We start from the raw sequence: 25,736 nt of genomic DNA on the forward strand, positions 1-25,736 counted from the left end.
TTCGTCGGTGTCGTCCGCGGCGGTGCCGGTGGGCCCGGCACCGCCGCCGATCGTGTCGGCGATGCGTCAGGCACGCGGCCTGACCTCGATGTTCTCCAGGATCCCGACGGCGTCGGGCACCAGGATCGCGGCCGAGTAGTAGGTGCTGACCAGGTAGGAGATGACGGCCTTGTCGTCGATCCCCATGAACCGCGCGCTGAGCCCCGGCTCCACCTCGTCGGGCAGCCCGGTCTGGTGCAGGCCGATGACGCCCTCGTTGTCCTCGCCGGTGCGCACCGCGATGATCGAGGAGGTCCGGTGCTCGGTGACGGGGATCTTGCCGCAGGGCAGCAGCGGGATACCGCGCCAGGCGGGCACCCGGTTGCCGTTGATCTCGGCGGTGTCCAGGGACAGGCCGCGCTTGTTGCACTCCTTGGCGAACGCCGCGATCGCCTTGGGGTGCGCGTACAGGAACTGGGTGTTGCGCCGCATGGTGATGAGGTCGTCCAGGTCGTCCGGGGTGGGCGGACCGTCCTGGGCCTGGATGCGCTGGCCGAAGTCGGCGTTGCGGAGCAGGCCGAAGTCCTCGTTGTTGACCAGCTCGTACTCCTGGCGCTCGCGCAGCGCCTCGATGGTCAGGCGGAGCTGGTGCTCGGTCTGGTTCATCGGCTTGTTGTAGAGGTCGGCGACCCGGCTGTGGATGCGCAGGACCGTCTGGGCGACGCTGAGCTCGTACTCGCGGGGCCTGAGCTCGTAGTCGACGAAGGTCTGCGGGAGCTCGAACTCGCCGTCGTGGCCCGAGGCCAGCTCGATCTCGGCCTCGCCGTACTTGTTCTGGCGCTGCTCCGGCAGGGCCCCGAACATCTGCACGTGGAAGCTCAGCGCCTCGGAGCGGTCCACCGCCTCGGCGAAGTCGCGGCGGGTGAGCGAGAGCAGCACGCCCGCGGTGTCGGCCCGGTAGGTGGAGTCCCACACCGGGTCCTCCGCCACCAGGTGGGACTCGCCGAACTGCTCGCCGTCGGCGAGCACGCCCAGGCGGTCGGCGCTGCCGTAGCGGCCGGTGGCGATGCGGCTGATCCGGCCGTGCACGATGAGGTACAGGCGGTCCACCGGGTCGCCCTCGGAGACCAGGACCTGGCCGGGCTCGAACTCCTGCTGCTCGAAGCGGCCGGCGAGGTCGGCGAGCACCTCCTCGTCCTCGAAGCCGCGCAGCAGCGCCAGCTCGCCGAGTTCGCGGGGGATCACCTGGACCTGCGAACCGGTCTGCTGGAACTCGATGCGGCCGTCGCCCACGGTGTAGGTCAGTCGGCGGTTGACCCGGTAGACGCCGCCCTCGGTCTGCACCCAGGGCAGGGTCTTGAGCACCCAGCGGGAGCTCTTGCCCTGCATCTGCGGGGCGGATTTGGTGGTGGTGGCCAGATTCCGCGCGGCGGCGGTGCTCAGGCTCTTCTGCTGACCGCTACGCACCTCGGGGGCTTCGGTCGACATCGGCCGTCTCTCTCCTGTGTCGTGTGAGGGTCCCCGTTCCGCACCCGCTGAAAGGGACCCCGGAACAAGGTGGGAAAAGGTTCGATTCGGTCGCCGGACGCGGTCCGGAAGCGGCATGCGAATGCGTCCCCCGACCGCGAAAGCGCTGCCCACGCTAGAGGCGCCGCCACCGGCCCCGCAAGCGAACGGGGAATTTTCCCGGCGAACCGCGACCACTGGTGATCCGATAACCTAAAAGTACGAAGACCCTTAAAATAAACCCCGTCTTTCATTTCCGTGAGCCACGTCTCACGCACATGGGAATATCGCGACATAAAGCCGCGATCCGCCACTCCCACAAAAGCCTCAAGGAACACCAATGCCGCATTACCGGCCACGGTGCGACGCCCACCCGAGGGGTTCCCGGTCACCCCCGCTCCCCCGTTTCCGGCCCGGCCCCCGGTGACGGGTGGGAACCCCGTCAACGGACGGCGGCCCCCCCCGCGGGGGGGGGCGGGGGGGGCGCGGGGGGCCGGGGGGCGCGGAACGGGGGGGGGCCCCGCCCCCCGGTGCGGGGTGGTACCCCCGTCAACGGACGGCGGCCCGCCCGGCGGGGGTCGCCGGGCGGGCCGCGGGTCGCGGGGCGGGGGCGTCAGGTGGCGCCGATGGCCCCGCACTCCTCCTCGTCCGCGCGAAGGACCCCGTCAGGCGACAGAGCCGACTGCGCCGGCCACATCACGCCATCGGCGCAGGCGGACGGGAACCATCCCGCTCGCAGGAGGTCCGGGCCTCCGGTGGGGCCCCGGGGCGACAGGATCCGGGGCCGTCCGCCTCGTACTCCGCCCAGAGGTCGGCGGCGGTCCGGCAGTGGACCGGCACCGGACGGCCATCGGAGGCGTCGCCGCACTCGCCGCCATGGGCCTGCCGAGTGGCGGTACCGGCCCGGGCCCCGTCGGTTCCGGTGCGGTCGGGGGAGATCTCCCCGCCGCGGCCGACCGCACCGGCCGCGGTCCACAGGCCGGTGTCCGACAGGGGCACGCCGTACGGGCGACCGGGCGGTCCTGCCACCTCCGTGTCGGGCCGAACGCGGTACTCGGTCCGGTGCAGGTGGAGGTCGAGGCCCGCCCGTGCCGTACACACCAGGACGAGGCCGACGACCGCCCACCGGACTGCGCGCCCCTCGTCCAGAGCGAAGGCCGCCATGACGACGATCGCGCCCGCGGCCGCGGCGAACGCAGCCGCCCAGGACCAGCCCACGGGGGACCCGCCGGTGAGGTGCGCGGTGAGAATCGTCTGGAGATAGGACACGGCCACGGCGGCGGTGAGCATCAGCGTCCTGGCCCGGGGGCGGGCCACCCCGTTCCGCTCACCGAAGCGGACGTGCCCCAGGTGGAGCAGACAGACCACGCCGAGGGCCGCGAGGCCCCAGAGAACGAAGATGCTCCAGGGGAAAGGGCTGTCCGGAGGTCTCATCATCACCGAGAGCACCGCCGCCACGGGAACGGCGAGGGAGATCATGAAGAGCAGCAGAACGTACGAACAACCACCGAGGAGTCCGACAGGGAACAATTCGTCATCCGGTGCGCGCATGCGGTGCCCTTCCCGTCGGTCCACCCGCTGTGACGCACAGGTCGGCGGTTCCGTTCTCCCACGATGCACCCGCGAACACGGGCGGCCCGCCCGGCGGGGGCCGCCGGGCGGGCCGCGGGTCGCGGGGCGGGGGCGTCAGGTGGCGCCGATGGCCCCGCACTCCTCCTCGTCCATGTCGCGAGCGGACTCCAGGTCGTAGGGGTCGTCCTCGATCCAGCCCTCGGGGCGCTCGCCCTCGGGCGCCTCGTCGGAGTAGGCGGGCGTGAAGGTGTACTCGTCCCACACGCAGTGCACCGGGCCGGCCGAGCGCCACCAGTTCGGCCAGGCCTCCCAGCGGCCGCCGACGTCGTAGAAGGACACCTCCCCGTAGTGCGAGGTGACCAGGCGCACCGACACCTCCTCGCCCGGCCGGGCGACGGGGTGGACGACGGTGTACTCGGTGTGCACCGCCAGGTACGGCGTCCCGTACTGGTCCTCGGCGGTCTCCGCCCACATCCGGCCGTCCACCTTGACCACGTCGCCGATGGGCTCGGCGGTCCCGGGCGTGAGGTGGAAGAGCAGGGAGCGGCTGTCGAGCGCGGGGTCCTCGTGCCCGTGGTACTTCTCGTACCAGTCCATCGCCTGCCCGGACAGCAGGGACCGGAAGCGCATGTCGTCGCCGCCGAAGACGGAGTCCCGGTCCAGGTAGACCGCCTCCAGCAGCTCGCCGGTGGTGTCGTAGGCCTCCTGGACCCGGTCGGCGGGGTACTCGCCGACCGCGGCCGCCTCGGGGACGGTGAACTCCTCCCCGTACTCCTCGGCCTCGGTGCCGCCGAACGGGTCGTCGCGGTCGACCTGGTCATGGGTGATCGGGACACCGGTCACGTCCCGGACGACGTCGTTGAGGAGGTTCTCGGCGGGGGCGCATCCGGTCAGGGCCGTCGCCGCGACCACCACCGCGCACAGCGCCGCGCGCGGGTTCCGGGTCAGGGGTTTCAGGGACACGGGGGATCCTGTCTTCACTTGTCGGGGGATATACGAACTTCGCCCAGTTTTACCCCACTCCCACGACACTCCCCAGCCCCACCCGCCCCATGCCCACCACCGCCGGGGGACCGCGGCCGCGCCCCGCCCCGGGGCTCCCGGTCAGGGCCGGAAAATCCCTTTCCCCCGTTCCGGGACGCGGGGTACGTTCGCCCGGTGAACACTCGGAAACGCAACGGCACCGTATTGAGGCTCGACTCGGCGGCGTGCGGCCCGGTGCTGATGGCGGCCCCGAAGCGCCGCGCCGTCACCGGCCGCTGCGCCCGGCCCGGCTGCTCGTGCTCGGGCTGGTGCGCCCGGTTCGCCGCGGGCCGCGGACGCCCCGGCACCGGACCGGGCCGCACCGGCCGGTCCGCCGCCCGGCGGGGCACACGCTCCCCCGCCCTGCTCCACCGCACCGCGACCGGCCGCTCCCGCCACGCCTGACCGCCCCCACCCGCCCGGGGCGGCGCCCGCGGACCCCGCCGGGCGCCGGTCCGGGGCGGCAGGCCGGCAGGGCCGCCCGGAGCGCCGGCTCATACCAGTTCGGCCGCCACGGCCTCGGGTTCGGCCAGGCACCGCCAGGCGGGCACCCGTACCGTCCGCATCCCCGAGACGGCGGCGAAGAGCCCGACGCGGTCCACCGTTCGCTCCAGGGCCCGCCCCGGGATGGACGAACCCGTGGTGTCCGGCGCCGCCCCGTCGAGTACGACGGCCGTGTCCCCGTCCGGCCCGGGCACCACCAGGTCGCACGAGTACCCTCCGGCGCGGTGCCCGACCCGGGGGTCCCGCCCCCGCGCCAGGAGCGCCTCGAAGAGCAGGACGCCCGCCGCGTCCAGCCCGGTCTCCTCAGCCGGGCCTCCGGCGGAGGCGAGGTCGGCGAGCAGGCCGCCCTTCTCCTCCCAGTAGCGCCGGTCGCCCACGATGTACAAGCGCGACCTGGCCCGTGTCGCCGCGACGTTCCACAGGTTCTGCCGGCTCAGGGCCCACTGCCCGGCGTTCCGGTGCACCCCCGTGGCGGCCGTCGGCGAGATCACGACCACGTCCCGTTCCCCGCCCTGGAAACGGTGGGCCGTACCCACCCGGATCCTCTCGGCCGCCTGCTCGCCCAGGTTCTCCTCGAACCAGCGGACCTGTGCGGCGAAGGGCGACACCACACCGATGCCCGCGTCCGGGGGGAGGGTCCGCCAGAGTTCCCTCAGCAGTTCGAGCACCGCCTCCCCCTCCTTCCGGTTGAGGCACGAGCCGGCCCGGGGCCGCTCGCAGCTCCCCTGGACGTCGATCCATCGGACGGCCGGCTCCACGGGCGCGGCCAGGGACGCGGTGTCAGTGCGCACCGACAGGCGGCCTCCGTAGAACCGCCGGTTCACCGGGGCGATGATGTCGGGGTGGCAGCGGTAGTGCTCGTCCAGCCAGAGCACTTCCCCGCCCCCTTCGACGAGCGCGGACGCGGCGGCGTGGTAGGCCGAGGCACCGGTGAGGCCGAGCGACCGCTCCTCCAAGAGGGCGCGGTCGAGGCCGTGCACCGCCTGCAGGCGGCGGTCGTCCTCGGAGTCGAGCGGATCGACCGGCTGGAGCTGGTGGGGATCCCCGATGACGAGGGCGCGCCGCGCCCGGTAGAGCAGGGGGACGAGGTCGGCCACGGTGCACTGGGTGGCCTCGTCCACCACGACGAGGTCGAACAGGCCCGGATCCGGGGGGAAGACGCCGCGCACCGACCGGGACGTGACGGCCCACGCCCGCACCGTGCGCACCAGGGGCCGCATGCCCTTCCAGGACTTCTGCTTCGACGCCAGGTCGCGCAGACGGCCCTCGATGACGCCTCGCCCCCGGCGGAGCGCCTCCGCCGTCCGGCCCAACAGGTACTCCTCGGAGGCCTCGCGGCGCTCGGCCCTGATCCGGCGGATGCGGGCGGCCGTCTCCTCCGGGCTCGGCGCCGCGGCGGAGGAGGCCCGCAGGGCCCGCCACTCGTGCTCGACCTCCAGGAAGGACAGGACCGCGGCCAGCTCCGTCTCCGTACCGTCGATTCCCAGGAGGCGGCGGGTCCGCCACCGGTGCCACCAGCCGGTCCACCGGGCCTCCATCGCCGCCCCCACGCGGTGCCTCCAGCCGTGCAGGTCCGGCGAGTCCCCGAAGGACTCGGCGGTGACGGGAGGGGGCAGGCCGCCGAGCAGGCGCCGGCGCGTGCCGGCGATCAGGGCCGACCGCCGTTCGCGCCGCTCGGCCTCGGCCAGCTCCTGCCGGGCCTGTCCGAGGGCCCGCTCGTGGACGGCCAGCCGGGCACCGGCGGTGGCGGCGTCGGCCTCCGGCCAGGAGGCGGCCAGCAGTGCGGTGAGGGCCTCGGGCTCGGCCGCCCTCCGCTCACGGTTGCCGGTGCGCACCATGAGGGCCGTCCCGTCGCCGATCCGGTTCACCCGGCCGGCCACCTCGTCGACGGCCGTGTTGTTGGTGGAGGCGACCAGGACCGACTGCCCCGCGGCGACGGCGGTGGTGACCACGGAGGTGATGAGTTCGCTCTTGCCCGTGCCGGGGGCGCCCGTCGCCACGGTGAGGGTGCGGTTCATCGCCGAGGCCAGGATGGCCTCCTGCGCGGAGTTCCCGTGGCCGGTCACCACGGCGGGGGCATGGACACCGTGTTCGCGTGCGGCCTCCGCGGGCTCGGACAGCGCCCCCAGGGCCGTCCCGCGGATGGCGCCGGGCCTGATGCCGTTCCCGCCTTCGCGGTGGTCGAGGTCGCCGACGAGCTGTTTGACCGCCGTGGCGGCGGGATCCCCGCGGTAGAGCAGGGCGGCGTTGTATGCCCCGCGCTGCGCCCCGGGGCGGAGGTCCAGGGTCCGCCGCAGCCCTCCGGCGGCCAGTCGGTCCACCATGGCCAGGCCCAGGCGCCCGCACACGGTGCGCGCCCTGTCCGACAGCGCGGCGACGCCGTCCCCGGGCCGGTCCGCCTCGAACCAGGCGAGCAGCTCCTCGATGTCCTCCTCGGCCACGGCCTCGGCGGAGAGCAGCAGTTCCCGGTTGAGCTCGGGCTCGCCGACCGGAACGAGGAACCGCCCCCCGGGCTCCTCCACCATCTCCACGTCCATGACGACGAGGGGGGCGGCCTTGGGCCGCCCGCCCCTCCGGCCCCGGCGCGCAGGGTCGAACAGCACCGCGGGGTAGCCGTAGCGCAGGGGACGCGACTCCTTGGCCGCCTCCCCGGCGAGATCCCCGGCCCGGCCGGTCGGGGCCCACCGTTCCAGGGCCCGGCTGAGGAGGGCCTCCGATCCCATGTCGCAGACCGCGATGTCCTGGCTCCCGGCATCGGGCAGCTGCTGGAGGAGGCTCTGGCGCAGCAGCCCGTCACGCAGGTAGTCGAGGTAGGGCGCCCACGACCATGTGCCCGGGGCCGGGGCCGACTGCTCCGTCCGGGTGCCGCGGCCGGAGGAGGCGTCACGCATCCCCCTTCCCGCCCCCGCTCCGCGCGCCTCCGTGTCCGGAGCCGCCGCGCCGTCGGCGCGGCCGGGCAGACCCGTGGCCGTGGCGGCGCCGGTGTGCCGGGCCAGGATCAGTGATCCGCGCACCCCGAGCGAGGAGACCGTGACGCGCTGCCCGTCCACCTCGTCCACCTCCCGGTGGACGTGCTGGTAGAGGTCGACCGCGTCGATCCACCCGTCGCCGTCGGCGTCGGGGGCCGCCCCCGCCAGCCCCCGGATGACCGCGCTGGAGAAGGGGGAGGGGCGGACGCCCTGGCTGTTGTCCCCCTCGCGCGCCCGCTCCAGGGCTCCGGAGGCGGCGATGACGTAGATTCCGGCACCGTCGCTGAGCTGGCGTTCGAGGTCGAGCGGGTCTTCCTCCTCCGCACCGCGCGTGGCGAAACCGTCCGCGAAGGCGCCGCCGTAGCAGCAGTCCAGCAGGAGCACCCTGCTGCGCATCCTGGAGTCCTCCAGGAGCCGCTTGAGGACCTCCGACGAGATCGCCGTGGTCTCGAGCCGCTTGCGCCGGGTGTCCCGGAGCGCCAGGTGCAGGCGGCCCCGTTTGTCCTTCAGCCCGTGTCCGGAGAAGGAGATCAGGAGGAGGTCCCGGGGGCCGGCCTCGGCGAGGGCCGCCTCGAGGACCTCCATGGCCTCGTTCCGGACGGGGTCCAGGAGCGTCTGGATCCGGTCGTAGTGGCCGTTGGCCCTGAGCACCCGCTCCAGGGAGAGGACGTCGGCGTGCGGCGAGCGCAGGTCGTCGAGTTCCTCGTAGCAGTTGACACCGATGAGGATGGCGGTGCGCTTCACGCTCCGGTGTCCTCCGCCTCCGTGCCCTCCCCTGCGTCCAGGGGTTCCCCGGCCTCCCGGGCCTCCAGAGGCTCCAGGGGTCCCCCGGGCCTGTCGGCCTCCCCTGCCGGCCGGGGCTCCCGGGCACGCAGTGCCCGCACGCAGGCCTCGACTTCGGCGGGGTCCATCCGCCCCTGGACCGTCACCCTGTTCCCGTCGACCTCCACGGTGACCGACCTCTGCCCGCTCTGTTCGATCCAGGTCCCGGCGAGCGAGACCAGAGAGGTGAGGACCGGTTTGAAGAGGACTCCGACGACCACCACCGCTCCCGCGACGGCGGCCGGGTCGGCGGACCGCGTTCCGGCGGAGGAGTCCCCCTCCTCGGCAAGCCGGACCTCGTCGATGTCGAGGTATTCCAGAAGGAGCGCCAGGTCGCGGGTGTACCGGTCGGCCTCCTCCTCTGTGACGTCCTCTTGGAAACCGATGCTGACCAGCGACTCGTCCCGCGGCACCCGCGCACACTCCTCTTCGCCGAAAGGGACCGTTCTGTCACGGTCCGCGACCATTCCGGCACGCACGTTTTATCAGGTCAGCGAAATATCTGGCGGCGGAATCGAGCAGGTGACCGCTTCCGGCCAACCGAATGGTGCGCATGAAGCACTCCCGTCGCTCTCAGCGAGGAAGAACGCGACCGCGTCAGCCGACCGATTCCGTCCCTCTTCGGCCCTGCCGTACACGCCGGCTCTGAAGCGGCCGCCGCCCGCGGCGCCGGCCACGCTGCGTGACGAACCTAGCCGAGCCCCACGGCGGCGCCCAGAGGAAGAAGTCCGGATAGCGACAAAAGCCCCAGGCGCCGCGAACCCCGGGCTTCGCTCACGTCCCCGGTGAGACCCGCAGCACGATGAGGGCGTACTCGCGGCACCGGTTCCCGGCCTCCCGCGGGGCGCCCCGGGGTTTCAGGCCCAGGGGTCGGCGTTCCGCCCCAACCGGGGCAGCCGGACGGACACCCCGTCGGCCCGCCCCCTCCCGACCAGGAAGTCCATGCTGGCCGCCATGTCGTCGAAGAGCAGGGGCAGCGGCCGCAGCGGCCGGTGCAGCGGGCGCAGGAAGTCGTCCCAGTGGATCGGGACGACCCGCCGCGCCCCGAGCGCGGTCACCGTGTGCTCCCAGTACCGCTCGCGGAAGGCCCTGTGCTGCCTGCCCAGGGCACCGATGCCCAGGTAGACGGTCTCCGCGCGGTACCCGTCGAGTGCCCCTGGCACGCTGTTGGCGCTGGCCTGGACGAGGAGTCCGCGTCCGCCGTGGCGCACGTGCAGCGCGTAGCAGTCACCCGTCCTGTAGCCGGAGGCACGCGCCGGAGTCCGCAGGGGCACCCGGACGCTGCCCGGGGCCCGGTCCCCGGGGCTGTGCGCGGCGGGCAGCGCGGTGAGCTCGAAGCCGCCCACCTCCACCGTCCGGCCCGTCACCACCTCCCGGAACCGGTGCCCGGGAAAGCCCTGGCCCAGGGCGATGTTCCGGGTCGAGGCCGAACCCATCAGGGTCGCCCCGGTCATGGCGGCCACCGTGGCCGAGTCCAGGGCGTGGTCGTAGTGGGAGTGGGCCACGAAGAGCGCGTCGACCCGGCCGACGCCGTACCGCCGCAGGCAGGCCCTGATCCGCGCCCGGTCGGGCGCGATCCCGCCCAGGGCCAAGCGCAGCGGCGAGGGGCGGCTGAAGAAGCCGTCGGTGAGGACGGCGTGCTCCCCGTCGTGGAGCAGCAGGGTGGACACCCCGAGGAACTTCACGCGCAGCGCTCCGGGCTCCGGCGGCGCCGGCTCCTGCCACAGGCCGTCCCAGGCGGCGAGGTCGGGGGCCGTCAACCCGTCGAGCACGGCGAACGGCCGGGGCCGCCCGGTCATGCGGGCCACCGGCCCGGAGGCCGGGTGCCCTCGGGACGGGCACGGAGGTCCACGGGTCCTCCCTCAGGTCGGGGGAAGTCGGGGGAACACGGTGGCGGGCCCTGGAGGCCCGGGGGTCTCAGGGGCCGCACCCCGTAGGCGGGGCGCCTTCGTGCGCACCGGCCGGGCGACGTCGGGCCGTTCTTTCCCGGGCCCGCGACCGGCGGTCAGCGGTACCGGTAGTGGGCGTAGACCCTGTTCACCTGCCCGGTCCAGAAGTCCAGCCGCTGGGCCGGGGAGGCGTTCGGGGTCAGCAGCCCCTTGTCCACGGCCAGGGCGTAGAAGCCCGGTCCGGGGTCGTTCCCGCCCTGGTAGAGGGTGATCGCCGAGATCATGGCGCCGACCTCGGGCAGGGTCCGGTCCACCGCCTCGCCGAGCAGCCGCCCCACCGCGGCCCGGTCGTCCGGCTGGGAGAAGTCCAGGGCCCGCTGCCCGGTCCGCACCACCAGGGCGCGGCTCAGCTCGGTGTAGGTGACGACCGCGCCCGCCCGCGCGCGCTCCTCCAGGAAGCCCACGGTCGCGGCGACCAGTTGCTCCCACTCGACAGCGGTCTTTCCGTACACGCTTCCTCCATCGCGTCGGCGCACTGCCGTGAACCGGCGGCCGGGAGACCGCGCGGTGGCGCGAACCTATCCGAGCCCCGGGAACCGCTCCAGGGTCTTAGGTCCGGAACCCGGCGGGCCGCGGCGGAGGCGCCGCGCTCACCGCGCCCCGGCCCCGCCCGCGCACCAGCGGCCGGTGTCCGGATGGGCGGCCGCGGCCACGGCACCGGCCGCCGTACCGGCGCTCACCAGGCCGAAAACGATGGCGATCAACACCAGGGACCACGGCCCTCCCAGGAAGAAGACCTGCACGATGGTGCTCGCCCCGTGCACGGACGCCGCGATACCCGCCCCGATGACCATCCGCCTCCCGTTCTCCCCCCGCCGGGACAGCCGCCACGCCCCCAGGAAGAGAAGCGGCGCCTCGATGAGGCCCGCCACCAGGTTCACCACGATCGCCTCTGTCGGCGAACCGGGGAAGAGAAGGCCCACGACGGCCAGCACGACGATGACCAGGATCCCGAGGAACGCGGCGCGGGCCAGGCCCACCGCCCTCCGGCCGGTGCGGCCGTCCGGCTCCGGGTGCGTTCCGGCCCCGGGAGGCCCGTCCGCCCCACCCGTGGCCTCCGTCACGACCGCCGTCGGCCGCGGCGCCCCTGCCCGGGGAAGGACCTCGGTGGCCCCTTCCGGTTCCCGCCACCCGTCGCCGACGGCCCGTCCGTCCGCCGGCGCCAGGGCTGCCAGTCGGGCCGTCAGCGCACCGGGGTCGGGCCGTGCCCCGGGGTCCTTGGCCAGGCAGTCCCGCGCCACCTCCGCCAGTGCCTCGGGCAGTCCGGACAGGTCGGGTTCCTCGTGCACGATCCGGTAGGCGACCGCGTGCCCGGGCCCCTCCCCGAAGGGGCCGTGGCCCGTGGCGGCGAACACCAGCAGGCAGCCCAGCGAGAAGACGTCCGACGCCGGCCCGACCCGCTCCGCCCGCACCTGCTCGGGCGACATGAACGAGGCGGTGCCCAGCACCGTGGCGGTGCGGGTGTAGGAGGTCGTGTCCAGGGCCCGCGCGATCCCGAAGTCGATCAGCCGCGGTCCCTCCCCGGACAGCAGCACGTTGGCGGGCTTGAGGTCGCGGTGCACGATCCCCTGCGCGTGGACGGCCGCCAGCCCCTCCGCCAGCCCCGCCCCGAGCGCGGCCGCCTCCTCCGCCGGCAGCGGACCGCGGTCGGCGACCACCCGGTGCAGCGACGGCCCGGGAACGTAGGCGGTGGCCAGCCACGGCGGGTCCCCCTCGGGATCGGCGTCGACCACCGGCGCCGTGTAGAACCCGCCGACCCGCCGGGCGGCCTTCACCTCGGTGGCGAACCGGCGCCGGAAGTCCTCGTCCCCGGCCAGCTCGGGCCGCACGACCTTGACGGCGACCCGGTGCCCGCCGGGCGACCGCCCCAGGAACACCCGCCCCATCCCGCCGCTGCCCAGCCTCCCCTCCAGCCGGTAGGGGCCGATCCTGTCCGGGTCGCCGTCGCGCAGGGGGTCTGCCATGGCACCGCTTTCGCGTAGGGGGTCCGCTCCTCGGTCGCCCCGATGATCCCAGAACCCCCGACGCCAAGGCATCCCGGCCGCGGGCCCTACTAAGAAATCGGATACCGGATCAACGGTGCCCACCCACGTCGCCGAAGGGAATCGGGCCTTCAGCCCGCCTCCTCCGCTCCGACCTTCGGGCACACCGGCATCCGCGGCCTCCATCGGCAAGACGCTGTATCCCGACGCCCCGACCGAATCCGGCCAGGAAATCCGGAGGCCTCATTCGCCCGGGCTTCACGGGCCCCCAGAGGTGCCGTGCTCCATGAAACGGGATGAAAATCTCGGTGGACGGAATTCTCGCATGGTAAGGCCTCTCGTCCTGGATCAGGGCCCGTGAAGGAACTCTCGACAGGAAGGACTCGGAACCGCCCCGATACCACGCTTCCCGCCTCCGATGCGATCCGGAGCACCGGTGGATCCACCGACGGCCCACCCCGGCCGGTTCCGACCGGCAGAGCAGAGGGCGTCCCCCTGGCCACTGTCGGCCAGGGGCGGCTGTAACGGCGTCATCGGTTCGGCGGAGCGGTCGGAATCGGCACAGGGACGGAGCCTTCCGCACAGGAAAGCGCGTTGGTCCCCCACGGCGACCAGGTGGCACAGCGGCAGGTAGTCGAGCGCCCATGAAGCACTCCATTCACATTCACCATGAAAAGGTGCAAAATTACACCTAATCAACCCTTGGGTTGTGAGGGTGTCCCACACGCCGCCAGAAGGGACAGGCCGGTGGAGACGACACTGCAGGTACTCCTCAGCGACGAGGGGACTCCGGCCGAGCGCCTCGACGAGTTGGCGGGCCGTCTTCGGCGCGAACTGCTCCTGCTCGACGTGGGCGACGTCGTCCCCCTGCGAACCGGGAAGGCCCCTCCGGGAGCACGTGGTGTCGGTGCGGCGGAGATCGGCGCGCTACTGGTGAGCCTGAGCCAGTCCACGGTCTCCCTGGCCACGCTCGTCGAGACCGTTCGGGCCTGGCGCTCACGATCGAGGGAACGACCGAGCGTCAAGATCGTGATCGACGGTGACGTCCTGGAGATCTCCGAGGTCTCATCGGATCAAGCGGCACGGGCGTTCGAGCTCTTCGCCGACCGCCATGCGGTCAACGGTGACCGGCCATGAGCGGTGACCGGTACGCCCTGATCGTCGCCACCGACACCTACCAGGACAACGAGCTCGAACACCTGCTCTCACCGAGCCAGGACGCCATCGCCCTGGCCGACGTCCTGGGGGACCAGGAGGTCGGCGGCTTCGATGTCAAAGTCCTGCACAACAAACCCGCGCACGTGGTGGCCAGACGGGTGGAGGACTTCTTCGCCGACAGCGGCAGAAACGACTCGCTCCTGTTGCAATTCTCCTGCCATGGTCTGAAGAACGCCTCCGGAGAGCTCTTCTTCGCGGCCTCCGACACCGTGCCCAACCGGCTGTCCTCGACGGCCGTGCCCGCGGACTTCGTACGCAGGTGTATGAAGGAGAGCCGGGCGCGCAACACCGTCCTGCTCCTCGACTGCTGCTATGGCGGCGCCTTCATGGAGGGGATGGGGACCCGCGCCGGGGGCGATGTCAACGTGTTCGACTCCTTTCAGGGCGCAGGCGTCGACAGCGGGGTCGGATGGGCCGTGATCACCGCCTCCAACGCCATGGAGTACGCCTTCGAGGGCGACCGCCTGGCCGCGACCCACCAGGTCTGCCCATCGGTCTTCACCCATGTACTCACTTCCGGGCTGGCTTCGGGAGAGGCGGACCTGGACGCGGACGGGCGCGTGTCCATCAACGAGCTGTACGACTACGTCTACGACCGGGTGAGGCAGGAGAACCCCCACCAGACGCCCAGCCGGAGCATTCACCTGCAGGGTGACGTGTACCTCGCCCGCAGCAGAAGGCGCAGGACCGACGAGGCGGGACTTCCCGAGGATCTGAGGCGGGCGGTTGCCAGTTCGGACGTGTTCAGCCGCCGGGGAGCGATTCCCGAACTGCGGATGCGCCTGGAAAGCACCGATCGGAAGACCGCAGAAGCCGCGTGCCGCGCTCTGCAGGGACTGGTCCGCAACGACATCAAGCCCATTGCCGACGAGGCCTCCCGAGCCCTGGACGAGGCGGTGGTCCGTCCCTCACCGGCCGTACTGGACTTCGGCAGGGTCGAGCAGTTCGGTCCCGTACCGCATCGGAGGGTGCGCCTCCTGGGTCCGCCGCTGGCCCGTGACTGCGTCCCGCGCTCCAGTGAGGACCGGATCCACGTGGTGGTCCAGGGGGACGCTCTGGATGTCTCGGTGGACACCACCAGGCCGGGCGGGTTCGAAACCGAACTGCTCCTGGAAGGCCGGGCGGGGGCGGCCCCCGTCTCCGTCCGGGTGGATGTGGTGCCGGTACGCGGAGCCGCATCTGCGCGGCCCGGCCCGTTGCCACCGCCGCGCCCACAGGTCACGGGTATCCCGGGGAGCCGTTACGGAGCACCGCCGCAGAGGCCTCGGCCGGTGTCTCCGTCCGCTCCTCGAGCGGTACAGGCGATACCTCCTCCCAGGTCTGCAGTGCCCGGGGCACCGCCTGCGGTCCCCTCCGTGCCGCGGTCCGTCTCCACCGGCCATCCGCCGGCCGGCCTACGACTGAGATTCACGGCGAGGATCATCGACTACCTGCTGGTCTTCCTCTTCGCGCTGGGACTCGTCTTCTTCGCTGCGGTCGCGGCGTCATTCGTTCCGGAGCCGGAACGCGTAATGGAGATCCTGTCGTCGGCGGTCGCGACGCTGTTCTTCTTCGGGTGGGGCCTGCTCCTGTTCCTCTACGACTGGTTGTACCTCCGGTACCGGGGCGCGACCTTCGGCAAGATGCTCGTGGGCATCAAGGTCGTCGACGTGCGCGACGGCGGCCCGCTCTCGCACGGTCAGGCGGCAGGCAGGGCGGCCTTCTTCGGGCTTCCGCAGACGATTCCGCTGTTGGGGAATCTCGCGGTGCTCCTGGAGTCCTTGGCTGCGCAGGCTGATCCGCGCCGCCGGGCCCTGCACGACCGGGGTGCCAGAACGCTGGTGGTACACGTACAGAAGTGAAAGCGGTTCCCGTCCCCGCCGTCCGGTGAACCCTTCCCCAGGCGCTCTGGCAAGGCCCGCTCTACGACCCGAGCACCTGGATTCGCACCGGTTCGTCGAGCACCCGACGGGCGCCGTCGAAGTCCGCCAGACGTGCCGCCACCGTCGCGACGGCCAGTCGCTCGGGCAGTACGGCGGAGAACTTCAGCCCTCGCACCGCGCGCGGGTCCACGTCCGGGAGCACCAGCGGCCCGTCCGAACGCACGCCCTCCCTGGCCTTCGCCCACATCTCAGCGGTCACATCCTCCCGCAGCCGCACCGAGAAGTCCGTGGGCCGCTGCACCGGGTCGGTGACCGGGGACAGCGTCGCGGCCAGTGTGGCGTTCGCACGGTAGCCCGCCCACGTCCACCAGCGCACGCCGTCGCCCTCCCGGGTGATCAGCGTCCCGCCGGGGTGGACCGACGACGGTGCCCGTTCCTCCCGCAGCTCCGACAGGGCGGTCCGGGCCCGCCCGGTGAACGGCACGGGCGGATCGGTTCCCAGCATGACCTCGCGCATCGCCCGGGTGAGGGCGAAGGACAGCCCGGAGACCGCCCCCGAGGTCCACTTGGCCACTCCCCCGCCGTCGGCGGGTTCGACGAAGGCCCGGCGCCTGGTCCAGTCGATGTAGGTGACCCGCCAGCTCCTCCCGCCGAGGAGCAGCAGCCGGGGTCCCTCGCGTTCCTCCGTCAGCACGGAAGTGTCGGCCGACCCGATCTCCTGGCGCCCGGAGAGCACGGTGAACTGCGGCGGTGCGGTGAAGGAGGCGGTCAGCTCGATGAAGTGCCGTTTCCCGAAGCGCCGCTCGGCCTCCGGGCCGATGAACAGCATCCCCTCGTCGGAGTCCAGGAACCCCTGTTCGACCATGTTGCGCAGAATCGGTGCGGCCGAGCGGTCGAACGGGGCGAGGCCGTTCCACTCATGCGGCCACAGGCGGTCGCCGACCCGGTGCTTCTGGAGCACCAGGGCGAGCAGTTGCTGTGCCACCAGGTGGCGCGGCTCGGGCGGCGCGTCGACCGGCTCCACCCAGCCCCGGCTCCACAGCAGCAGCAGGCCGGCGGCGTGCAGCAGCGCCTCCTTGTCCGTGGCCAGGAACAGGCAGTTGCGGGCGCTCCCCTGCCGCCGCCCGGTACGCCCGATGCGCTGGAGGAACGAGGCGACCGTGTCGGGCGAGTCGATCTGGACGACCCGGTCCAGGTCACCGACGTCGATCCCCAGCTCCAGTGTGGAGGTGGAGACGATGACGCAGTCCCGCGCCTCGGCGAAGGCCTGCTCGGACCGGGTGCGCTCGTCCACGGACAGGGACGCGTGGGAGAGGAAGACCTGGACGTCCCGGGCCCGCAGCGCCGCACCCAGTTCTTCGACCTGGCGCCGGGAGTCGCAGAAGACCAGGCGTTTCTCGCCCCGGTGCAGTGCCGCGATCACTTTCGCAGCGTTGGCGACGGACCCGACGTAGTCCAGCTCTACCTCCCCCGCGGGCGTCGCGCCGACGGCCGTCCCACCCGGGAGGTCGACTCCCGGAGCGACGACCCGCCCCGGCCGTTCTGCCGAAGCGGCCCCCTGCAGCCAGGTGAGCAGATCCCGGGGGTTGCCCACGGTGGCCGACAGGCCCACCCGCTGGATGCGGTGCCCGGTCAGCCGCTCCAGGCGTTCGAGAACGGCCAGCAGGTGCCAGCCCCGGTCGTCCCCGGCGAAGGCGTGCACCTCGTCCACGACCACGGACCGGACCCCGCCCAGGAACAGCTCGTGGTCGGTGGTCGTCCCCAGCAGCATCGACTCCAGGGATTCGGGGGTGGTGAGGAGGATCTGGGGCGGGTCCGTGCGCATGCGCCGCCGCTGGGAGGGGCGGGTGTCCCCGTGCCACAGGCCGGCGCGGAACCCCAGCCAGTTCGCGTAGGCGTCCACCCGGGTGACCAGGTTGTTGAGCAGCGCCTTGAGCGGGCACAGGTAGAGCACGGACAGCCCGTCCCATCCGCCCGCCCGCATGGCCGAGAGGAGCGGGAAACAGGCGGCCTCGGTCTTGCCGCCCGCGGTGGGCGCCAGCAGGACCGCGTCCTCGCCGTCCATCAGCGGACCGATCGCGGCCCGCTGGAGGGGCCGCAGGTCCGGCCAGCCCAGCGTGTTGACGATGTGGTGCAGCACGACCGGGTCGAGCCGGTCCACCGGGTCCGCGCCCACCTACAGGTCCAGCTCGACGTCGTCGGCGGTGAGGTTGCGCTCGGTCTCGGTGAGCTCGGTGCCCCGCACGGTCAGCCGGTAGTGCTCCCTGGGGTCGAAGTCCTCGAACTGGTCGACCCGGTCCAGCACGTCGCCCACCAGCTTCTTCAGGAACAGCCGGGGCGCCACCCCGACCTTCCCCCCGAGCGCCCCGCCCACGGCCCGCGCCAGGTCGGCGACGTAGGCGTCGTCGGCCACTCGTTTGACCCGGTCGGGGTCCCGGGACCCCTCGGCGTACAGGTCTCGGATGGTGATGCCGAGACCCACCAGAGAGTCGGTGGTGAAGCCGGGCAGGCGGATCTGCGGAGCGCGCGGGCTGTCGAAGCGCGGGTCGGTGGTGAAGTCGGTGGCCAGGCGCTGGGCGAGGGGGGCGAGCCGCTGTACGCCCTGTTGTCCGTCGTAGAAGGCGGGGGTGCCGGTGATCACCAGGTAGAGCCCGGGAAAACGCCCCGAGTACACCTCGTCGATGAGCTGGCGCAGTGCGTTGAGGGCTTTGTCGCGGGCGTCGGAGCGCACCCGCTGGAGGGTCTCCACCTCGTCCAGGACCACCAGCAGGCCGGGGTGGCCGCTGTCGCGCAGGACGGTCAGCAGCCCCTGGAGGGAGCCCAGGGCCCCGAAGTGGTCGAGGTCGCCCCGCACACCCGCTGCCCGCCGGGCCGACGCGGCCACATGGGGCTGGCCGCCGAGCCAGGCCAGCACCGCGGCGGCAGTGGCCTCGTCGCCCTCGGCAAGGGCGGCCCGGTAGCCGCGCAGCGCGGTCGCGAACGACGGGGCGTGCCGGGACACCTCGGCCAGCCGGGCGGTGAGGAGGCGTTCCACCGCTTCGGGCAGTTCCTCCTCGGTGGCGCCGTCGGCCAGGGCGTCCTCCTCCAGTGCGTAGAACCAGGCGTCCACGACCGGGCGCAGGGCGCTGGGCGGGAAGCTGGAGGTGGTCAGCCGCTCGGTCATCCGGCGGTAGACGGTCTCCAGTTTGTGCAGCGGTGTCTCGGTCTCCGAGACCTGGATCTCGCAGACCGCGAAGTTGCGTCGCTTGGCGCGTTCGCCGAGCCAGCGGGTGAAGAAGGTCTTGCCGGACCCGTACTCGCCGCGTACGGCCTTGAACCGGGCCTCCCCCGAGGCCACCGCATCCAGTTCCTCGTCCAGGGCCTGCTCGAACCGGCCCAGGCCGGTCGCGAGGAGGTCCAGTCCGCTCTCGGGCACGGCGCCGCGCCGCAGCGCGTCGATCACGCCGCGGCGGCGGGCCGCACTGACCTGGGCTGGGCGGGATGATCCTGCGTTGTTCACGCCCTCCACTCTCCCACGGGGCCTACTCCAGCTCGAACTGCTCGCGGAGCAGGGCGGGGTTCAGCCGCAGGGTCCGCCCGTCGGACAGGGTCTCCAGCACCTGGATCCCGTCGTAGTTGAGGAGCTGGCGCAGGACGGCGGCGAACCCGTCGGCGCGCCCCTGGGGGTGGCCCACCCGCTGGGCCAGCGCCGTGGTGGGCAGGGTCCCGGCTTCCAGGAGGATCCCGACGGCCTGCTCGATCCGGTCCAGAGCCGCCCTGTTGGGCTTGCGGGCGAGCAGTTCCGTCTGAGCTCGGAAGAGGCCGGACCCGCACAGGCGCCGGGCCAGGGCCTGCCCGCCGCCGGCTTCCGCCGCAGGTACGGGCGCGGTCTGCTCGGGCGTCCGGGCGACGTCGAACAGGGCGTCGTGGGTCTGCTCGATCTCGGCCTGCTGCTTCGTGGGCCGGTTCCGCCGGACCGGGACGGGCTTCTCCGGTGCGGAAGAGCGGCGGGTCTCGGGGGCACCGCCGGTGTCCCACCACCGCGGTTGCTGGTCGCCGAGTTCGCGCCAGCCCTTGGGGGGTTCGGCTCCGAAGGGCAGGAACGCCAGGACCGGGATGGTGAACTCGGCCGGGGAGGCACCGCCGTGGTACCCCGCCTTCTGGGCGGTGTAGCGGGAGTCGGCGTCCCAGAGGGCGACGATCTCCGCGCCCGGTTCGGGCCACACCACCCGGGGTCCGGACAGGACGACCTCGCTGTCCTGGAGCAACCCTCCGGGTTCGCGGTGGCGGGCGGAGCCGACGGCGTCGGCCGCGACGGCGTTCCCGTGCCGGTCGACGACGTGCCCGTGGTCGCTGGTGAGGATGACCGCCATCCCCTGTTCGGCGGCCACGGTCAGCAGCTCGGGGAGTTTGCCGACGTCCTTGAGCCCCCACGCTCCGTCCCCGAGCTTCTGCTCCTTGGCGAGCCGGTCGTCGATGGTGTTCAGGACGACGGCGACGTGGGTGCGCCCGTCGGTCAGGGCCTCGGTCAACCCTGTGTCGAAGGGGTCCCCGGTCTGCTCGATCCGCAGCGCGTCCTTGTGGAAGACGGCGGCGGGCGCACCGCGCCAGAACCGGTGCTGCGGGAAGAGCCTGCGCTCGTCGGTCTGGGAGCCCTTCATGAGCCGACCGGCGAACAGCGAGGTGCGGGAGATCGCGGTCAGGGTGGGCAGTGCGGCGGCCATCCCGCGCCGCCGCGGCGGGGAGTCGGCGGTGCCGGGGAGGGGATCGTACTCGGCCCAGCGCAGGCGCAGCTCCTCGGCCAGCTCCGCGGCGATCGCCGCGCTCATCCCGTCCAGGACCAGCAGCAGGATCCGGTACCCGGCCCTGTCCGCGACCACGGGGCGCACGACGCGCTCCAGGAAGGTCTCCACGGTGAGCATCGAGCCGGGGTCGGTTCCCGCCGCCGTCCAGGTGGCGAGGGTCCGGGCGAAGGAGCGGTCGATCTCGTGGAGCCGCTCCCGCACCCGCGCGCCGAGGCGGGCGTAGGCGGCTCTGAGCTCGGGGTCGGGGTCCCCGCCCGCCTCGATGTGGTCCAGCGCCCGGTCGACCCATCCGGTGTCGGAGATCTGCCGGTCCACCCCCGAGGCCACGGTGTCGGTCTCGGCGACGGGGTCGGTGGCCAGCCACCGGACCAAGCGACGCCCCATTCGGACGCGCTCGACGCGCACCCGTGTGTCGGCGTCCTCTGCGAGTTCGTGCGCCTCCAGCCGCGCAACGGCGGATGCGGCCTCTTCGGGCAGGCCGGCGGCCAGTGCGCGCCCGACGGCGGCGAAGCGCACGTCCAGCCCCTCCCGGAGGAGGGGACTGTGTGCGGCTGCGGTGCCCGCGCCGAACTGCTCGGCCAGGCGGGAGGCCCGGTCCAGGGCGGGGCCGGTGATCCGCAGCGCCTGCCGCGCTCCGTCACCTGCCTGGCGTCCGACCGTGAGAAGCGTGGACACGTAGTCGGCACAGGAGCGGCCGAACACGGTGAGCAGCGCGTCCAGGGCCTCTCCCTGGGCGGGGGGTTCCTCGCCCAGCCACCGCTCGGCCCGCCCCCGGGCCCGGTAAGCGGCGGCGTCAGGCTCGTAGCCGTCGTTCCACAGCGCCGAGCACACCAGGCCGTAGGCCAGCGCGTCCTGACCGTGTCCCGCCTCCGCCAGGGCGACCAGAACACGGCCGGCCGGTCCGGCCTGTTCGGGCTCCCCGAGGAAGGCTTCCAGCCCCGACCTCTCGGGGCCGCGCAGCGCGAGGAGGAGTTCGGTGTTGCCGGGAACGGTGGTCCAGCGCAGCAGCGCGTGGGTGTCGAGGTCCCCGGGGCCCTCCGCGGCCTGGTCTGTGGTGTCGCCGTAGCGGCCCAGGCGCAGGCGGCGCAGGGCCAGCTCGGTCAGGGCGTGGCGACGGGACAGGGTCCCGCCGGGAAGGCGGGGCCAGCCTCCCGGGGGCAGGGCGTCGAGCAGGGACTCGGAGGCCCAGCCCTCGTCCTTGAGCCGGGGGTCGACCGCCTCGGCGCCGAACGCCTCCCGCACCACGTCCCAGCCGTCCACGTCCTCCACGCGCTGCTTGTGCACGCGGGCGAGGACGGCCGGGTCGAGTTCGTCCTGCTCCCGGTCGGTGAGGACGACCAGGAGCCGGGCTCCGTCGGTGCGGGCGAAGTGGTCGATGACCAGCTCGTGCACGGCCAGCGGTGAGGGCGCCGCCGCGACACGGGCGCGCCTGCCCCCGTCCCAGCCGTGTTCGACCGGGCCGGTCCACTCCGGGGCGGACCGCAGCAGGACCGCGCGCCGCCGTCCGGTACCGGTGAGGGAGTCCTCCAGGGATTTCTGGGCGGCCAGGTGCTGGGTCAGGGCCGCGAGGGTCAGCCGCGGCACGGCCGTCGTCGTGGCGCTCACTGATCCACCACCCTCCAGGTGATCTCGACGGTGGCGTCGGGCCGGGTGCTGCGCAGGGCGGACAGCTCCGCTTCCAGTCGGCGAGCGGCCTCCCGTGCCGTGGTGTGCGCGACACCCGAGCGGCGCACCGTGCCCGTGCCACCTTCGGTACCGCTCCCCTCACTCCGGCCGGGGGTCACGGGCGGGTGGCTGGATCCGTCGACCAGGGACACGTCGTCCGGCTTGATGACCGGATCGGGCACCGGGGGGTGCGTGACGGGCGGCTGGTTCTTCTTGATGAGCGCGGTCACCTTGCGGCGGGTCTGCTCCAACGCCTCCACCAGGTCGGCGGTGAACTGGTCCGCCCGTGCCACCCCGCGCAACGACTCCAGCAGCGAGTGGCCCTCGGTACCCTGGCCCTCGGCGAGTTCCAGGGTGTCCCAGGAGGCGGCCGTCAGCGCCCCGGCCACCCGGTGCGCCTGCTTGATCGAGGTCCCGTACCGTTCGGGATTGGCCGGGCCCAGGTCGAACCGCGCCAGCGCCTCGATGGTGCGCTTGGCCCCACTCGTGCCCGCCGTCCCCTGCCCGGCCTCCGCCAACTCCTTGAGGAGCTCGTGCGAGCGGCGGGCCAGGGCCAGGCGGCCGGTCTCACCGGTCTCGTCCAGACCGAGGAACACCGAGTGCTCCTCCAGCTTGCGGACCAGGTCCGCGGCGGCCTCACGGTGGGCGCCTGCGGCCTGGGTGATCTGCCGGGCGAAGTGGTTGACCATCCGGCCCCGGCGCAGCGTGGGCACCTTCTCCCCGAAGATCGCCTCGAAGCGGCCGCGTGCGCGGTCCCAGTCATCCTGGGAGGGGCTGGGCTGCTCGCGTAGCGCGTCGCCCGGCTTGAACTTGGTCAGCTCGGGGACGGGGTCCAGGGGGACCCCGTTGCGCACCCACACCCGGTCGGTCATCTCGGCGAACGAGGCCGCGACGAGTGCGGCCAGGAACGGTTCCAGGCCGCGCCGCCCGGGCCTGTCGGTCCAGTCGGTCAGATGGGTCAGGCTCAGGTCCCCGGTGACGCCCTCGGCGCGGGCCTGCGCGTGGAAGTGGTCGGCCCACCGGGTGGACAGCTCGAAGTAGGCCTCCTTCTGCTGTCCGAGACCGAGCGGCTGAGCGACGCGCCGCATGACGGCGCGGTCCTTGGCCGGGACCTCGGTGCGCCGGTCGCTCTTCTCCGCGGCGGCGCGCACGTGTGTGAACACGGTCCTGGCGTCACCGGACCTGACCGCGGTGCCGGTGCCCTCCGGGTCGAGGTCGGGGTGCTCGGGGAACTGGTGTGCCAGGAGCTTGCCCACCACGTGGCGGATGCCCTCGCGCATGGACTGGCCGATGGAGACCTTCAGTCCGCTGATGTCCGGCAGGGCGTGGAAGTGGTCGTCGAAACCGGTCACCACGTCGCCCGGTTTCTTCTCCGCCAGCCCGTATGCCTGTTTGAACGCGGCCTTGACCTGCTTGAGCAGGGCTTCGCGCTGGGACTGGAGCAGGCCCTTGGCCCGGTCCTTGTTGTCGGCGTTCAGGTGGGCCGCGTACTGGTTGGCGAACCGGCCCTCGTCGGCCAGGGCCCGGTCGATGATGACGAGCCGGCGGAAGTCCGCCCACCGCTGCGCGGAGAGGTGGTCGGGGATCCACGCCACCGTACGGGTGCGGTGGCCCTCGCCCTGGCGCTGGCGCAGGGTCGTCATCCGGGTGGCGTCGTCCCGCGGTGTGCGGTCGTTCTCGTCGAAGGGGAGGTCGATGATGATCCGCCACTGGTCCTCCATCTGAGGCTGGAGGTCGTGGTCGGGCAGCTCGTCCTCGTCGGCGAGGTTGCCGAAGACCACCTCGGCGGTCCGCTGGGAGCCCCGCCAGACCAGGTGCAGGTCGTCGGCGCCCAGGCGGCCGTCGGCGCGCTCCACCCCCAGTTCCTCGGCCAGCAGCCGCTTGGCCAGGGCGGCGCGGTTGCCCGCGTTGTCGTTGACGGCGGCGTTCTGCACGACCGAGTCGACGTCGATCCCGGTGAGCTCCAGCCGGACACCGGGTGCGGACGGGGTGCCGGTCTCCTTGATCTCGGGGAACCGGGCCGCCCACTCGGCGACCTTGTTCCTGATGATGTCGACCTCGGTGCCCGGGATGGGCGCCTGGACCGAGCCGTGGTTGAGAGCTCCCAGCTGCCGGATCGTCAGGTCGCTGAGCGCGGGGGTGCTCGGTGCCAGGGCCGACAGCAGCAGGGTGCACACCAGACGGTTCTCGCCGATGAACGCCGAGCAGCGCCCCTTCAGGCCTGGGTCCTGGATCCGGTCGCGGTGGTGCAGGTACCGGTCAACCTCGTCCTCGGAGAGGTTGTAGGTGTTGAGCAGGTAGGGGCGCAGCTTGTTGCGGTACAGCTTGTCGGCGGCCTCGAAGACCACCTTGAGGCTGTCCACGAACGGCTTGTCGCCGCCCTGGGCGATCACCGGGTACAGGTCGCCCACCGGCACCAGGTCGCCCAGGCGCAGGTCGTCGCGGTGGTCGGCGAGGAGCTGGCCCATGAGCTTCAGACCCGTGCGGGAGCGCTGGAGCGCGGAGGAGATGTGCACCAGCGTGTCCATGAACGCCGGGGAGAAGGGGTAGGTGAGCCGGAACGAGTCCTCGTCGGCGCCCGTGGCGCCGTGGTCCGAACCGAGCAGGGCGTCCCACACCTGGGGGCCGCCGGACCGCTTGGTGCGGGCGAAGGCCTCGTCGACGAGCGGGGCCTTGCCCTCCTTGGGCCTGAGCAGGCGCGCGTGGGCGATCTGCGGAAGGTTGCGGTCCTCCAGGGTGATCTTGTCGAACCGTCCCGAGGCCAGGTTGAGCGTGTCCTGGATGGAGGACTCGGCTGCGCCGGACACCTCCTCGCCCACCAGTTCGCGCAGGTCTCGCTGGCGGGCGATGAAGGAGACGATCGGGATGGCGCGCCTGGCGTCCCCGCCCTCCACGAAGTTGGTGATCTTGCCGGCCTCGCGGGCCACGAACCGCTGGTCGTGGATGAGGGTGGCCAGCCACAGGATCAGCTCGTCCAGGAACAGGACCAGCCCGTCGTAGCCGAGCGAGCGGGCGTGCTCGGCGATGACGGACAGCCCGGCGTCCAGGGAGATGAACCCGTGCTCGTCCTCGGCCGCACCGCTGGCGAACCCGGTGAGCAGGTTCGTTCCGGCGTCGTTGACGAGCTTGGCCCGCAGCTCGGCGGGGGTGCTCGGGTCCACCAGGTTCAGCTCGACGCCCTCGGCCGCCTCCGGGGTGTTCAGGGCGGTGTCGAGCAGCTCGGGCGTCCAGGCGAAGGTGTCCCAGTCGTCATCGTCGTCCGCCGCGCCATCGGCGCCGTCCGAGGAGGTGGCGCTCAGCCCCTCGATGACCGCGGCGTCCCCCATCCGCCTGCGCATGGAGCGGATGGTGTCGAACAGGGCGTCGGTCCGGTACACCTGCGGGGTAGGGGCGTCGGGGTGCAGCTTGCGGACGTGTTCCACGTAGCCGCCCAGCACCCGCTGCTCCAGCGCCTTGGCGCCGAGCATGTGGTAGGGCACCAGCAGGAATTTTCGCCCGTCGGTGGCGAGCCACTCGTGCTTGCCCAGCACCGGGTCGAAGTCGCCCCGGGAGCGGACCGCCGGGTGGTTGGTGAGCAGCGCGTGCAGCACCGCCATGAAGTGCGACTTACCGGAACCGAAGGAGCCGTGCAGGTAGGCGGCCTTCGACGTCCGCCCGTCCAGCGCGGCCCGGACCAGGCTCAGGGCCTCGTCGAAGTTGTCCAGGAGCTTGTCGGTGACCACGTAGTCGCGGAGCGCCGCCTCGGTGCCCTCGGAGGTGACGGCCTCGGCCAGGCTCAGGACGAAGTCCGAGGTGGAGATGGACTCCTTGATGTCGATGACATCCCGGAGCAGGGGCTGCTGCTGTGCCATGGGGGTGTACTACCTCTCCTTCGCTTCCGCCGGACCCGCCGTGCCCGCCG

Annotated in this window: 15 protein-coding genes; 3 read left to right on the forward strand and 12 right to left on the reverse strand. The window is 72.7% G+C overall.

From position 1 onward, the window contains the following. Positions 1-66: 66 nt before the first annotated feature. The 3 genes from ABZ249_RS00685 to ABZ249_RS00695 all read right to left on the reverse strand — a co-directional run bounded on the left by ABZ249_RS00685 (position 67) and on the right by ABZ249_RS00695 (position 4,020). Positions 67-1,467: a family 2B encapsulin nanocompartment shell protein gene (locus ABZ249_RS00685; protein ID WP_355255257.1), complete on the reverse strand. Its 1,401-nt coding sequence runs from the start codon at positions 1,465-1,467 to the stop codon at positions 67-69. Positions 1,468-2,181: 714 nt separating this feature from the next. Beyond that, the gene (locus ABZ249_RS00690) at positions 2,182-2,964 is read right to left on the reverse strand and encodes a hypothetical protein (RefSeq protein WP_355255260.1); all 783 of its coding nucleotides are present in this window, start codon (positions 2,962-2,964) and stop codon (positions 2,182-2,184) included. A 207-nt stretch (positions 2,965-3,171) separates the two neighbouring features. Next, positions 3,172-4,020: a hypothetical protein gene (locus tag ABZ249_RS00695; RefSeq protein ID WP_355255263.1), complete on the reverse strand. Its 849-nt coding sequence runs from the start codon at positions 4,018-4,020 to the stop codon at positions 3,172-3,174. A gap of 195 nt (positions 4,021-4,215) precedes the next feature. Here ABZ249_RS00695 and ABZ249_RS00700 point away from each other — a divergent pair, with 195 nt between their 5' ends. Further along, positions 4,216-4,485, forward strand: a complete 270-nt coding sequence (locus ABZ249_RS00700; protein ID WP_355255266.1) for a hypothetical protein — start codon at positions 4,216-4,218, stop codon at positions 4,483-4,485. An 89-nt stretch (positions 4,486-4,574) separates the two neighbouring features. Here the strand turns inward: ABZ249_RS00700 and ABZ249_RS00705 are convergent, their stop codons facing one another. From ABZ249_RS00705 to ABZ249_RS00725, 5 genes are all read right to left on the reverse strand, one after another. After that, the gene (locus ABZ249_RS00705; protein ID WP_355255269.1) at positions 4,575-8,297 is read right to left on the reverse strand and encodes an AAA domain-containing protein; all 3,723 of its coding nucleotides are present in this window, start codon (positions 8,295-8,297) and stop codon (positions 4,575-4,577) included. Continuing rightward, a complete protein-coding gene (locus ABZ249_RS00710; RefSeq protein ID WP_355255272.1) occupies positions 8,294-8,788 on the reverse strand; it encodes a hypothetical protein in 495 nt (164 codons plus the stop codon). Before ABZ249_RS00710 ends, ABZ249_RS00705 begins: the two co-directional genes overlap by 4 nt. 444 nt (positions 8,789-9,232) lie before the next feature. Further along, entirely contained in the window at positions 9,233-10,174 is a 942-nt protein-coding gene (locus tag ABZ249_RS00715) for an MBL fold metallo-hydrolase (protein ID WP_355255274.1), read from the reverse strand. A gap of 206 nt (positions 10,175-10,380) precedes the next feature. Continuing rightward, positions 10,381-10,776, reverse strand: coding sequence for a hypothetical protein (locus ABZ249_RS00720; protein ID WP_220562164.1), 396 nt, complete (start codon positions 10,774-10,776; stop codon positions 10,381-10,383). A 138-nt stretch (positions 10,777-10,914) separates the two neighbouring features. Continuing rightward, positions 10,915-12,288, reverse strand: coding sequence for a serine/threonine-protein kinase (locus ABZ249_RS00725; RefSeq protein ID WP_355255278.1), 1,374 nt, complete (start codon positions 12,286-12,288; stop codon positions 10,915-10,917). Positions 12,289-13,053: 765 nt separating this feature from the next. On the opposite strand from ABZ249_RS00725, the gene ABZ249_RS00730 reads away from it, so the two are divergent. After that, the gene (locus ABZ249_RS00730) at positions 13,054-13,443 is read left to right on the forward strand and encodes a hypothetical protein (protein WP_355255281.1); all 390 of its coding nucleotides are present in this window, start codon (positions 13,054-13,056) and stop codon (positions 13,441-13,443) included. Beyond that, positions 13,440-15,365, forward strand: a complete 1,926-nt coding sequence (locus tag ABZ249_RS00735; RefSeq protein WP_355255284.1) for an RDD family protein — start codon at positions 13,440-13,442, stop codon at positions 15,363-15,365. The genes ABZ249_RS00730 and ABZ249_RS00735 overlap by 4 nt, the downstream gene beginning before the upstream one ends. A 61-nt stretch (positions 15,366-15,426) precedes the next feature. Here the strand turns inward: ABZ249_RS00735 and ABZ249_RS00740 are convergent, their stop codons facing one another. The 4 genes from ABZ249_RS00740 to ABZ249_RS00755 are packed head-to-tail and all read right to left on the reverse strand — an operon-like array spanning position 15,427 to position 25,686. Beyond that, a complete protein-coding gene (locus ABZ249_RS00740) occupies positions 15,427-17,562 on the reverse strand; it encodes a DEAD/DEAH box helicase (RefSeq protein WP_355255287.1) in 2,136 nt (711 codons plus the stop codon). Beyond that, positions 17,563-18,885 carry a BREX system ATP-binding protein BrxD gene (brxD, locus tag ABZ249_RS00745; RefSeq protein ID WP_355255290.1) on the reverse strand — a complete coding sequence of 441 codons (1,323 nt, stop codon included), beginning with the start codon at positions 18,883-18,885 and terminating at the stop codon, positions 17,563-17,565. Between the two features lie 22 nt (positions 18,886-18,907). After that, the gene (pglZ, locus tag ABZ249_RS00750; protein ID WP_355255293.1) at positions 18,908-21,775 is read right to left on the reverse strand and encodes a BREX-2 system phosphatase PglZ; all 2,868 of its coding nucleotides are present in this window, start codon (positions 21,773-21,775) and stop codon (positions 18,908-18,910) included. Then, positions 21,772-25,686: a hypothetical protein gene (locus ABZ249_RS00755; protein ID WP_355255296.1), complete on the reverse strand. Its 3,915-nt coding sequence runs from the start codon at positions 25,684-25,686 to the stop codon at positions 21,772-21,774. Before ABZ249_RS00755 ends, pglZ begins: the two co-directional genes overlap by 4 nt. Between the last annotated feature and the right edge of the window lie 50 nt (positions 25,687-25,736).

The sequence above is a fragment of the Nocardiopsis sp. NPDC006139 genome (assembly GCF_040614155.1).
GTDB classification, from domain to species: domain Bacteria; phylum Actinomycetota; class Actinomycetes; order Streptosporangiales; family Streptosporangiaceae; genus Nocardiopsis; species Nocardiopsis changdeensis.

Coding starts and splice junctions, on each gene's coding strand:
- ABZ249_RS00685 (WP_355255257.1), bottom strand. CDS start 1,467: ATGTCGACCGAAGCCCCCGAGGTGCGTAGCGGTCAGCAGAAGAGCCTG.
- ABZ249_RS00690 (WP_355255260.1), bottom strand. CDS start 2,964: ATGATCTCCCTCGCCGTTCCCGTGGCGGCGGTGCTCTCGGTGATGATG.
- ABZ249_RS00715 (WP_355255274.1), bottom strand. CDS start 10,174: ATGACCGGGCGGCCCCGGCCGTTCGCCGTGCTCGACGGGTTGACGGCC.
- ABZ249_RS00725 (WP_355255278.1), bottom strand. CDS start 12,288: ATGGCAGACCCCCTGCGCGACGGCGACCCGGACAGGATCGGCCCCTAC.
- ABZ249_RS00735 (WP_355255284.1), top strand. CDS start 13,440: ATGAGCGGTGACCGGTACGCCCTGATCGTCGCCACCGACACCTACCAG.
- ABZ249_RS00755 (WP_355255296.1), bottom strand. CDS start 25,686: ATGGCACAGCAGCAGCCCCTGCTCCGGGATGTCATCGACATCAAGGAG.